General features: G+C 54.6%; 14 protein-coding genes and 2 pseudogenes. 7 read left to right on the plus strand and 9 right to left on the minus strand.

Features of this window, described 5'->3' with window-relative positions; all coding sequences use genetic code 11:
- A partial coding sequence (locus tag BEN30_RS18905) for a transposase (protein ID WP_139134771.1) occupies positions 1 to 325 on the plus strand: 325 nt, incomplete at its 5' end.
- A 14-nt stretch (positions 326 to 339) separates the two neighbouring features.
- Here the strand turns inward: BEN30_RS18905 and BEN30_RS00010 are convergent.
- The 8 genes from BEN30_RS00010 to BEN30_RS18755 all read right to left on the minus strand — a co-directional run bounded on the left by BEN30_RS00010 (position 340) and on the right by BEN30_RS18755 (position 7,906).
- Positions 340 to 1,002: a hypothetical protein gene (locus tag BEN30_RS00010; protein WP_139134772.1), complete on the minus strand. Its 663-nt coding sequence runs from the start codon at positions 1,000 to 1,002 to the stop codon at positions 340 to 342.
- Positions 1,003 to 1,053: 51 nt separating this feature from the next.
- Positions 1,054 to 2,124 (minus strand): MamK family actin-like protein, encoded by a 1,071-nt coding sequence (gene mamK, locus BEN30_RS00015; RefSeq protein ID WP_245648941.1) that lies wholly within the window; start codon positions 2,122 to 2,124, stop codon positions 1,054 to 1,056.
- Positions 2,125 to 2,181: 57 nt separating this feature from the next.
- Positions 2,182 to 3,051, minus strand: coding sequence for a hypothetical protein (locus BEN30_RS00020; protein ID WP_069956294.1), 870 nt, complete (start codon positions 3,049 to 3,051; stop codon positions 2,182 to 2,184).
- Positions 3,052 to 3,220: 169 nt separating this feature from the next.
- Positions 3,221 to 4,531, minus strand: coding sequence for a magnetosome biogenesis transporter MamH (mamH, locus tag BEN30_RS00025; RefSeq protein WP_084004847.1), 1,311 nt, complete (start codon positions 4,529 to 4,531; stop codon positions 3,221 to 3,223).
- Positions 4,532 to 4,586: 55 nt separating this feature from the next.
- Positions 4,587 to 4,910 carry a hypothetical protein gene (locus BEN30_RS00030; protein WP_069956296.1) on the minus strand — a complete coding sequence of 108 codons (324 nt, stop codon included), beginning with the start codon at positions 4,908 to 4,910 and terminating at the stop codon, positions 4,587 to 4,589.
- Between the two features lie 188 nt (positions 4,911 to 5,098).
- Positions 5,099 to 5,566, minus strand: coding sequence for a hypothetical protein (locus BEN30_RS00035; RefSeq protein ID WP_069956297.1), 468 nt, complete (start codon positions 5,564 to 5,566; stop codon positions 5,099 to 5,101).
- A gap of 159 nt (positions 5,567 to 5,725) precedes the next feature.
- Positions 5,726 to 7,141: a vWA domain-containing protein gene (locus BEN30_RS00040; RefSeq protein ID WP_069956298.1), complete on the minus strand. Its 1,416-nt coding sequence runs from the start codon at positions 7,139 to 7,141 to the stop codon at positions 5,726 to 5,728.
- Between the two features lie 150 nt (positions 7,142 to 7,291).
- Positions 7,292 to 7,906: a hypothetical protein gene (locus tag BEN30_RS18755; protein WP_069956299.1), complete on the minus strand. Its 615-nt coding sequence runs from the start codon at positions 7,904 to 7,906 to the stop codon at positions 7,292 to 7,294.
- A 386-nt stretch (positions 7,907 to 8,292) separates the two neighbouring features.
- Between BEN30_RS18755 and BEN30_RS00050 the strand changes: the two genes are divergently transcribed.
- From BEN30_RS00050 to BEN30_RS00065, 4 genes are read left to right on the plus strand one after another with little or no spacing between them, the layout of a single operon-like run.
- Complete coding sequence (locus BEN30_RS00050; protein WP_069956300.1) at positions 8,293 to 8,526, plus strand: hypothetical protein; 234 nt, start codon at positions 8,293 to 8,295, stop codon at positions 8,524 to 8,526.
- Between the two features lie 58 nt (positions 8,527 to 8,584).
- Entirely contained in the window at positions 8,585 to 8,908 is a 324-nt protein-coding gene (locus BEN30_RS00055; RefSeq protein ID WP_069956301.1) for a hypothetical protein, read from the plus strand.
- Between the two features lie 40 nt (positions 8,909 to 8,948).
- Positions 8,949 to 9,554, plus strand: coding sequence for a hypothetical protein (locus BEN30_RS00060; protein WP_084004848.1), 606 nt, complete (start codon positions 8,949 to 8,951; stop codon positions 9,552 to 9,554).
- A gap of 41 nt (positions 9,555 to 9,595) precedes the next feature.
- On the plus strand, positions 9,596 to 9,901 hold the full coding sequence (locus BEN30_RS00065) for a polyhydroxyalkanoic acid system family protein (RefSeq protein WP_069956303.1): 306 nt from the start codon (positions 9,596 to 9,598) through the stop codon (positions 9,899 to 9,901).
- 48 nt (positions 9,902 to 9,949) lie between these two features.
- Here the strand turns inward: BEN30_RS00065 and BEN30_RS00070 are convergent.
- Positions 9,950 to 10,525 (minus strand): annotated as a pseudogene (locus BEN30_RS00070) (IS256 family transposase); the annotation flags it as partial.
- A 99-nt stretch (positions 10,526 to 10,624) separates the two neighbouring features.
- Here BEN30_RS00070 and BEN30_RS00075 point away from each other — a divergent pair.
- A complete protein-coding gene (locus tag BEN30_RS00075) occupies positions 10,625 to 10,993 on the plus strand; it encodes a helix-turn-helix domain-containing protein (protein WP_069956304.1) in 369 nt (122 codons plus the stop codon).
- Positions 10,971 to 11,210 (plus strand): annotated as a pseudogene (locus BEN30_RS00080) (IS630 family transposase); the annotation flags it as partial. The gene BEN30_RS00075 and the pseudogene BEN30_RS00080, both read left to right, overlap by 23 nt.

Below are 11,210 nucleotides of genomic sequence, written 5' to 3' on the forward strand. Positions count from 1 at the left end.
ATTTATCAATATGTTGAGAGTTTTTCAGGGCGAACTATCTGGTGTGGTTGATCTCGCAATCACCACCTTAACCAGATCGGGGCCACCAGCCTTAATCAAATGTGCGAAAGATATTTTACGTTATCAGGGATTAAGGCTTTTTCACGGGCGACAACGTATCCTCGAACGCTGGCGATCAACCCACAGCAACGCCCGCATGGAAGCGATGAACGGACTGTTCCAAGCCGCACGGGCGCGGGCCAGGGGCTACCGCAACACCGAGACCTTCATCACCATGATTTATTTGATCGCGGCCCCGCTTGGAGATATATTCAAATCCACTTGAAACGTCGAAGAGCCCTAATTATCAAGAAAATCTAGAGTCGATTTCAGCCCTTTAAAGGCCCCTTTGCAGCCTTGTCTCATGGCGCGCGCAACGGGTTTGCAGGTTACGGCACCGGTGTCGATGATGGCACCTAGGCCGCTCCCCAACGCGCTGACAACCCCATTGAACAGGTCTTCGACCGGTACAATGTCTGTGTGGTGGGTGGGTTGCCCTGGCTTCACGTTGATTTCTGAATCCGCTGCAACATTTGGTGCACAAAGTTGTGCCGCCGTTTTCTCAAAGGCATCGCCCGGCCGCGCAGTTTCGCCGGGGGTGCTTTTGGCGGGGAAGGGTTCGTTGAGGCTGGGGCTGGGCTGGCGCAGAGGTAAAGCCCGTCCAACAGACGCCAGTGACAGTGTTTCGCGCGATATGTTCTGGTTTTGGTCCTGGCCTCGGTCTTCACCCAGGTCTTGGTCCGCAGCGTGGTCCGAGCCTTTGAACAGAGCAATCAGGTGGCGGTGGATTTCTGGCAAGGTAGCCAAAAGAATCCCCGCAGCCAGGGCGACAATGGTGACCGCGATCGGCATAATGTCGCGCAAAACTTGACCCAGGGGCGTATCAGAGCCGAGCGTGGTGAATTGGAACACCGACATAACCAAAACGACCACAAGCAGAGCATATGCAGAAACCTTCAACACGATATCTAGCTCCACTTTGGTTGCCGGGTATCCGTAAGTGCGCGGCGCGGTTTAATAATCGGTTACGTTGCCGAGCTTTTCCCAATACCGCGGCGGCAGTTCGGTGGCCAACTTCAAGGCCCCCTTAGCAACGGCAAAAACCGGGTCATCGACACACTTCACATTCACGTCGCCGTAATAATCGACCAAGGCGGCTTGGATGTAGGTGTCAATTCCAATGATCCGCGAGCCACCGCCGGCAACCAAGATGTTGAGCAGCATTTCCGCCTGGTCTTCGGGCGGGCAGCTTTGGATCAACTGATCGATGCCTTCGATGATACCGGGGATCATCATTTCACAAGCTTGGCCGACCATCTGGGTCACATCGTAAGACACCGGACGACCATTGGCGCGCAAATCAGCGGTGATTTGCGCCGGGGCGTCGCCCACATATCCCGATTGTTCTTTGATCGCGCGGGCCACGTGGGTGTTCATCTGTACGTCGGGATAGACTTCGGTGATCAGCGCTTCCAACTGTTCATCGACGAAGTTGCCCGCCTTATTGACCGTTACTTGGGAATGTTGCCCCGGCATCGCGCCTTTCAGTGCGCACAGATCAACCGTGCCCGCGCCAATGTCGATGACCAGATTATTGACCAAGTTGTCATAGCCGTAAGCGACCAAAAACGGTTCGGACAGAACCTGAACTTCGTCCACCACTTCTTGAAAAATTTGCGCCAAAAGATCCTTGGAGGTGTTGGTCGCACGGGCCGGCGAGCCTACAATCACGCAGACTTCATCGTCGGGCCGGGGCGACAGCGATTCGATCACATGGCTGACCAAATGACGGGCGACTTCTAAGTCTCGTTCCACATATTCGCGGATCACGCCATCTTTAAGCGGGGCGCGCAGATCCACAAAAGAGCGCTTTTTAAACGCGTCATCCCCGACCAGATAGGGCGCGCCCAAAAGCTTCACGCCGATCATGTCGCGAGGGTAACCAACCACAGAGCGGATCCGTTCTTTGTGGCCGCGGTTGGTCATCACCACCGTCCAAGATGTGCCAAAATCGAAGCCAACCAACAAGGTGTTGTCGGAATCCTCTGTAGAGATTTTGCTTGTGTTATCCGTATCGTTCATCATCGGGACCAGTCGTTCGAATGAAATACAAAAAAGCTAAATTGGGCTCAATAAAAAAGACTAAACTTTCCACGCCAGCGAAAGCGCCTGGGAGTATCCATAAAACACACCAACCCCCGCGATGCATACCAATCCAGCGGCCGCTGCCGGCGGCACTAGGCGGGTCACCGGTTTGATGGCCGTCGAAACAGAGGTGCCTGCTGCAATGGTGCCATCAACTACGGCGACAATGCCGTCCCCGATGACATTGATCACGCCATAGGGGAGGCTTTCAATAGTGATGTCGCGACTTCCCCCTATTTTGTAGGACGGACGTCGAGCAGTCTGCGGTGCTTCTTTTTTGGACCTTGCGGGCGCTGCCTCTGCAGCGTGTCCAACATTATCGTGCACGACATTATCGTCGGCAATCTGTGTGTCACTCGTTTCGGCCTCCGCATAGTGGTCTTCGTCAACGAAATGTCCGGTCACGGCGTCCCGCTCGCCGACCAGTTGGGCGAGGCGTTTGGCTGCTGCGCGGGCGCGAATGGCGTCGCGTCGGCTCATCGGTTTACCCGCCCCATCCGATTCGCCCCACGGGTTTTCATAACTGTCAATGGGGTCGGCATCTCTAAAGCGGGTCAAAGTGGCTTGCAGACGTGCTCGCGACTGGGGTGACATCGGCGGTGCGGCGCGCGGTGCGGCATCCATTGTGGGTCCGCCAGCCCAAGGGGCAAAGTCGAAACTGTCGCTCCATCGGGCAGCAGACGTGGCGCCCATGGCGGCGGCGGTGGCCATGGCGGGGCCCATGTGAACGGTTTCTGTCACTTTAGACGATTGCGGCTCATCAGCCTTCGCCGCGCTTTGTGGGGTTGTGGCCCATGGGGTGCCCGATGGGGTGCCCAGCGCTGCGCCGCGCCGAGGTGTTTTATCGTTGGTGCTCTTGTCCGCCATTACCCTCTTGCCCCCTTAAGAGATCATTTACCTGCGCAGTTCAAGTTTACGATGATACGCATCACCTACAACTGACTATACCCACTCTGCCATGTCTGACAAATATAGTCATTGTTATTTACCAAATCCTAAAGACCAGTCAGCATCGGTAAAAAGACCCTTCAGGCCTTTAAAGACTCTCAATGTCTTTAAGGACATCAACGACATCAACAGGTTCGGTGGGGTTTGAACGGGCTTTGATGGTCCCGCGCAGGACCCACAAGGCATAGCAGGTTAAGATTAAATTTCCGGTGCCGATCAAAAGAAACGGAGCATGGGGACCGACACTGTCAAACAGCCACCCGCCGACTTGAACAAAAAAGATAATGCCCAGCACGCCGACGACATTAAAAGCCCCCAAAACGGAGCCGCGGATTTCTCTGGGGCTATAATCAATCACCAACACTTGAGGCGCAATCAAGCACGCCGCCTGACCTGTCGCAATCAGCGCGATGGGCACAAGAATGGCCCATTCAAAGGGGTTGACGATGAAGCCCATCAGCAAAAAACCGATTCCAGACAGCATCATGCCCAAAGAGATGGTCATCACGCGACCGCGTTTTTCAATAAATTTGGCCCAAAACGGGATCGAAATCAAAATGGTGAAGCCCGTCAGCCCGATGAGCAGTCCAGCGTGGGCGGCGGCTTCTTCTTGGTTGATGGCCACCAAATCGGCGAAATAGATGAACCACATCATCAAAAACAGGCCAATAAAAACCATGTCGCTGCGGGCGAAAAAAGCGGCGGCGAAGCTCAACCGGACGCGCTCTTCCTTCATCACCAATTGCTGGATACGCCGCCACGGAACGCCTTTTTCACGCAGCTTCGGGGCCACGTCGATCATAAAATGTCGCGTCAGCCAGGCACCAATCAGGGCCACCACGGCGGTCATTACCATCACAGAGGAAAGCCCAGAATGCTTCGGGATTTGCATCAGCACGGCATAGACCAAGGTGGCCCCCAGGGCCATCATGAATACCGTGTTGGCAAGAAACCGCGGGCGGCTGGCATAGTCGGTGTAATCGCCGGCTATGGTCGAAATTTGCGGCCACACCGCGCCCGTGCCCAGCGACATGATGATGCGGCTGAAATAATAAAAGGCAATTCCGCCGACACCCAAAAGAATCCCAAGCTCAGCGCTGTAAACGGCTAAAAGCGCGCCAAAGGCGGCAACCACAAAGCCCACCGTGGCGATGGGAACGCGGCCAAAACGGTCGGACAGATAACCCAAATACATGATCAAGCCTAAGTCCAAGATCTCGGTGACCACTTGGATGTTGGCGTTGATAAGGCCCGCGTACTCAAACGAAAGGTTGAGCACGTTGCGCAAGAACAAAGGCTGTACGGCAACAGCGAGAGTCATGAAGATCGTGCATACAGCGGCCAGCAGATAGAGCGTATTGTGGTGCCGCCGTTCGACAAGAAGTTCAGGATCTTTCATGGATTACGACCTTAGGACAGCAGCGTCCTTGCTGCCTTGGGTTGGGCGGGATGTTTTAGATGTAGGTGGACAGGGTGTGAATCATAGGAAGCTTCCACGCCCGGTGCAAAAAAACGGAAATGACGCCAATGATTGACAAAACCAAGACAAAAAACAGCGACGTGGTGAACATCCACTTGCCCAGCCCGGGAATGTACAGCGAAAAAATTCCGACCACGCCCAGCATCCAGATGATCAACCCCTGGCGCGCATGAAAATAGACGAACTCATCATCGCGCCCACGCATCAGGGGGACAAAACATAAAATGCCAAGGTAGCTCATAATAGCCAGCATACGCGCGCGAAAACCGCCTTTGCTGCGAACCGTTTTTTTAGCCATTTTTTACGTTTCCTGGTTTCGGCGATCACGCCTAAATTTATGCAATCGGGACTTTTAAAGGCCATGCCTTCTCAACGGCAGTCCCCGGCGGTATCCCCTGTAGCTCTATATCCCCACCGGACAAAGTGGGGAAGAAGTCCTGCCGCTGCTCCCCCCCAAATTTTAAGAGGGGAAGCTTATGGAGTGAATCAGCCGAGGGCTTCTTGAATTTCGAGATCCGTTTCGGACGGATCGGAGAGGCCCTTGTTGTCTTTCAAGTACTTGTACAGCAACGCTGCCGCAACCACGCCCAGGGCAACCGGCCCCCAGGTGGCTACCGAAGCGCCCTTGGCGGCCGCCAACAAACCCGTTGCTCCGCCGGCGCTTTTGGAAGCCCCGGCCGCTTTGGCGACGGTGCCCGCCGTCATGGCGGTACCGGCCGTACCCGTTGTGCCCGCGGCACCCGTCGTAGCACCCCCGGCAGCACCCGTCATTGCGCTTAGGCCAGCTGTGCCTTTGCCCGCAACGGCAGCCGTTTTGGTACCCGCTAGGCAGACTTTACCCGCACCCGCTTTGGCACCGGCAGCAATTTTTGCGCCAGCTACTTGGCGGCCAGCTTCATTCTCTATTTCTCGTTTGATCACGGCTTTAGTAATTGCGGCTTGTGTGACAGGCATCGTGCCCCTCCTTCTAGTGAAGCATCCCCTTGGACTGGGGCATAATAACTAAAATGTGAAATACTCACGTGGTTGGATTGTAGCATTTATAAACGGCTGTGGTAAAGCGTCAGATGTGCTTGAAAAGCATAAACATATCGAATATTTCCAGGGGGGGGGTTAACCCACCTGGGGACTGGTTTTTTTGTCTATGGGCACGGGTGGTGGCGCAGTGGGCGGTTGGGCCTCTTGGGTGGCAGAGCGGAAGGCGTAAACGGCTAAAATCCGCGCCCGACCCATCAGCCAGGTGAGACTGGCGGAGATCAAAATTAGCCCCAAAATGATCACCACGCTGGCGAACAGATTGGCTTCGCGGCTGTTTTTATGGGCTTTGTCCAAAACGGCACCGGAAATCATCTCGCTGAGCGGTTGCCGGTCTGCGGGATAGACAATCGTTTGTGCGCGATCCGGCGCGTTTTGTGCCGCCCCGTCAGTTGCTGGGTTGGCCGGAAGAAGGCTTTGCGCCAAAGGATCTTGTTCGCTCGCTGGTGAAACACCGGGCAGCATTGGTTCGCGCGGCGGGCCGTTCGCTAAATATTGCTGCTCTGCGGCTTGTACCACCGACAGCACGGCGTCGATTCGAGACTGCAAATCCCCCGGCAAAGGCTCTTTCACCAAGTCGCTGGTTTTGCTTTGCAGTTTAAGTAAGGCATCAAGCAAGTGCTTGACGGAATTTTCTTGCTCGTCAATGCGTGCGGGCATGTACTCCGCGCCGAGCGCTTGCGCCCAATCGTGCAGGTATGCGGAATCCGCCGACATATCCCAGAAGACGGTTTTTTTGCCAATTTCTGCTGGCAGTTGCGCCAGTCCCGCAGCAATCAGATCCAAATTGCGGCGCTGAAATTGGGGGCCTAGGTCGTTGAGGGTGTCGCTTAAGGAGGTGCCCGCCGCCTGCATTTGCTCGAAACGCGTTTTTAAATCCCCGTAGCGCGGATCAACCAAGACCTGGGGGCTGAGGTAGGCCAGCTTGTGGTCCCAAATTTCGGGTTTACCGTCGCTGATGATGAGGATCAAGTCGATGTCATCGAGAGATTTGAGCCCGGCCAAAAAGCGAAAAGGGCTTTCCAGGTCGGTCACCTTGCCACGGGTTTTGATTTGGTTGAGGCGCTCTTGAACCACACCCATGTCGGCGTCGGGGCCGATGGCGAGGGGGATGGGGGCGTGAGCGTCGGCGTCGAATCCCACCAACACGACGTCATGGGTCCCGGCGAAGGTGCGCGCCATGGTTTGCAGCCAGATCTTTGAAATGACCAAGGGATCGTAGCGGCCCATGGACCCGGATTGATCAAACAAAATGATCGAAGAACCACGCTTGGTGGTGTGGGATTCTGCGAGGGTGGGCAGGGTGGGGGATTCGACATCTGCGGCGGCTGAGGATTCGGCTGGTGCAGGGGAGACGGCTGTAGCGGAAGTGGATTGCGGCACCAAGTTGTCTTGGGCGAATGCCGACGGCGCTCCACACGCGAGCACGGATAAGGCCGCCAGTGATGCCGCGAGCAGAACCGGAGAAAAGGAAATCAGGACCCGCAGTTTCATTTTGGCCTACATCAATCAGAACGTTCGATATGCTTCAGGTGGGCTTCATGTGGATTTCAGGGGAGCAGACGCACAAACACCGATCACTGGTTAAAGCGATCGGCGCTTGTTTAAGAACCATATCCACCTTGCGGCGAAGGTCAGTCCGCTTTACGCCAGCGCACCTGCAAGTTCGTTCTGCAAGTCTTCGTCGGTGGTGGCGCTGTTTTTGCTGCGGTTGTAGAGGTAATAACCACCCGCTGCTACGCCACCGGCCAGCAAGGCCGGCCCAAGTGCGCCGAGACCCAGGCCGAGACCCAGGCTGAGGCCTGTGCCGGACCAGATGGTGCCCGCAACGGCGGATGTTTTTGTGGCGACCGCGCTACCGGCGGCTACTTTGGTAACCGTGGTTGCGGTCGAAGCGACTGCAGGAGCCTTCGCGGCGGTTAGGATCGCGCTGACTCCGCTGCCACCAGCGAATGCGCCTTTGGTGGCGGTTGCGACAGGGTGCAGAGCCAACCACTTGCCAGCACCAGCACCAGCGCCCATGACGGGGGCTTTGCCGACCGTTACGGTCTTGCCAACGAGGGCCATCAGTTGACGATTGCCTTCCATTTTCAAGATCACGGAGCCTTTAGCGGCCGAAGCGGCGCCCACGCCCTTGGGCTGAAGCAGAAGCCACTTGCCAGCGCCATTACCCGTCGTGGTCACTTGACCAACGGTAAAGGTTTTGCCGGTCAACGTTGACGGGATGCCCGAAGCTTTGGTCATTTTCAAAAGATACATACTGGTTTCCCCAAATTTGTGATTTAGGTCCAAGCTACCAAAGCTTCGCCTCTCACGTCATTTTACACATGCACTAACCGCACCCAAAAAGAAGGCAATCAATACTGATAAAACTAAAATAGCACGCCTTTTTGGGAAGATCAACATCGAGCATTGGTTTTATTGTACTTTTTTGTTGCGACTAATTATCAATATTAGGTGCGTGTTTTCAAGTGCTTAGGCTGGATAATTGATGGGCAATTGATTGTAAGAAGTGCTTGAATTCGAATGCGATGTGCGCGTATTATCGCAAACAGTTTTTTAGGGCAACGTTGTCACGATATACTTAACGCGTAAGTATTAAGTGTCTGGGGGGCGCTGTAATAGTCCGTTTGGAGTAATCGACGATGGCGGTCATGCAAGTCGCAGTAAGCAAAGCTGCAACAGTAAAATCATCCGCAGCCGGCGGCGCATTTGCGGGGAAAACCTTGGGACTTGGCCTGGGGTTGGGCGCATGGGGGCCTATCGCTTTGGGCGTGATCGGCGCGGTGGCGGTGTACGGTTATGTGCGCAGTCGCAAAGCGGAACAGTCACAAACCGAAGAAGAACTTGAGCTGGCGGCCGTTATCGCCGGAGCTTAAGTGTTCATGATCATCACCGCAAGCAAGCGGTGTTCAAGATATAAGGCGAGGGACCATCATGGCCAAGCAAGTTGTACGTAGAGAAAGCGGCATTCATTCGTATGCCATGGGAATCCTCAGCTACATGGGCGTGCTGTGCCTTGTGCCGTTGATTACGAATCGCGATGATGAATTCATTCACTTCCACGCCAAACAAGGTTTGGTAATTTGGATGTGGAGCGTGCTGGCCATTATGGCGCTGTACATGCCCGGTCTTGGCAAGTTCTTCTTTTCATCGTCGGCAATGCTGATCGTGTTGGCTTCGGTTATCGGCATTGTTTCGGTGCTGTTCAGCCGGGCCTGGAAATTGCCGGTCATTCATAACATTTCAACCAAAATCTAAGTCCTTGGTTGTTGCTTAGGCTCTGAAGCGGAAAACATCCATGGCTAAACGCTCATCTTCCAAATCGCGTGTCGCTAAGGCTGCGCCGCAACACGCGGCGAAAACGCCCGAGCCCAAGAAGGCCGAAGCGAAAGCAGTGGTTAAGCCTGAGGCAGCTAAGCCTGAGGCAGCTAAGCCTGAAGCAGCTAAGCCTGTTAAATCCGAGCCGAAGACTGCGCAGTCCTCAGTGGATGAGAGCAAATCCTTTGAAGAAAATCTGCAAGCCACCCTTGACGAAGAAGCGCCCGTAACGGCGGCTTCCACGCCCATCGCGGGAACCGCGCAACATGGCGGGGAAATTCAGGACGTGCCGGTGCAGAATTTGTTGGGCGAATTTCAAACCAAGTGCGAACAGATGGCTGGCAAAATTCCTTTTCCCAAGTGCGCGTTCTGTGACAAAATGGCAGAGCCCAGGAACGTGGAAATTGAAGAACTTGGTGGCGGTCTGCTGCGAGTTTTACAAGAAAGCCCGATGAATGAGCTTGTCAATGATGTGAGCGCGGTCGTGACCAATGTTGCGGGTAAACTCGGCAACGTCGTCGCGATTATGCGCAGCAAACTGAAACACCCCCCCCCCCCCTTTAAGCCGCGCTTTTCCCCCGAGTGAAGCCCGAATGAAAAGCGCGTGTTACGTTGGAATGTTCCCCATTGGATGATCTCAAAATCGAAGTTGAACACGCTTTAAGCCGGGAAGAAGCTGCCTTGCGAATTGAACGCCTTTTGGCGACGAGTTCTCAATCTTCCGACATGACCCTTTTGGAGGACTTGAAATACGTTCATCAAGATGGCCGTTTTGCGTTTTCCGGCAAGGCCAAGGGCTTCAAAATTTCAGGCAAGCTGGCTGTTCTGGAAAACAGCGTCAAAATGGTCGTAGCGCTGCCATGGGCGGCAAAACCTTTTTACAAAACAGCTCATGCTGCGATCCAAAGTGGTTTGAAAAAAGCTCTGGCTTAAGCGACTTTTGTTTGAGTTATGCCCAAAAGTGGTGTTTTGACACCTGAATCAAGCGGCGACCAGATCGACGTCTGTTACCTCAACACCGTCTTTGAACTTTACTCCAGTTATCACCTTGGTCAAGTAATCGAAGCCGCGTAATCGTCTCCATTTCTTTTCGGCGCACTGCCCGAGTTTGAACATCATGTGCAGCATGCCATCACGAGACAGGCATCCTTTTGATCGCCTGGTGCGGTGACGAATGGTCCCGAAAGTCGATTCTATGGGGTTGCTGGTCCGAATGCTCTGCCAGTGCTGCGCCGGAAAGTCATAGAAAGCCATCATCTCATCACGGTCCTTTTGCAGACAGATAGCAGCCTTCGGATATTTTGGCTCATACATTTTGATGAACAGATCGAAGGCCTTTTCGGCTTCTGCCTTTGTCTCAGCCTGCCAGATGTCGTGCAGTGAATCCTTGGCCTTTGCCTGGGCGGATTTGGGCAAGCAGTTGAGGACGTTCATCGTCTTGTGCATCCAGCAACGCTGCTGGCGTGTCTCGGGATAGACTTCCTCCAGCGCCGCCCAGAACCCCATGGCACCATCACCAATCGCCAGTTCGGGTCCGTTCATACCGCGTGACATTAGAGCGTTTCCGATAATAAATGAGTCGAAGTTGATTTTGTTGAATCCCTGTTAAGAGTTTTGTGATTCCCTTGGTCATCGGAACGCGAGGGAGTTTTTATCATGACCATTTCGCATGATTTACGTATTCGTTTGGTTCAGAAAGTGGCCACAGGGATGTCGTGTCGGCGTGCTGCAGCCCATTTTGAGGTGAGTCCAAGTTCTGCCATCCGCTTTGTGCATCAGTATGAAACAGAAGGGTCCGTGGCCCCCAAAGGACATGGTCCCCACAAGCGCCGCCTTGATCCCTACGGAGCTGATATCCTGAGCTGGATTGAAGAGACGCCGGACATGACCTTACAAGAATTGTCCGAGCGGTTATCCAGCGTCCATGGCGTTCGCGCCCCCAAATCGACCATAGATGACTGGCTTCGGTCGCGTAAAATCAGCTTCAAAAAAAACGGCCCACGCCAGCGAGCAGGGGCGTCCTGATGTACAGGCGGCACGAACGGTGTGGCGCAAGCGTCAGAACTGGCTTGAGGCCCACCCCGAAAAGATCGGCAACATCGTGTTCATTGATGAAACCGGTCTCAACACCAAGATGGCGCGCCTGAGGGGGCGCTGTCGCAAAGGCCAGCGGATGGTCGCCAGCATTCCTCACGGACACTGGAAAACCATGACCTTTATTGCCGGGTTGCGCTGTGATCGC

The sequence above is a fragment of the Magnetovibrio blakemorei genome, assembly GCF_001746755.1.
GTDB classification, from domain to species: domain Bacteria; phylum Pseudomonadota; class Alphaproteobacteria; order Rhodospirillales; family Magnetovibrionaceae; genus Magnetovibrio; species Magnetovibrio blakemorei.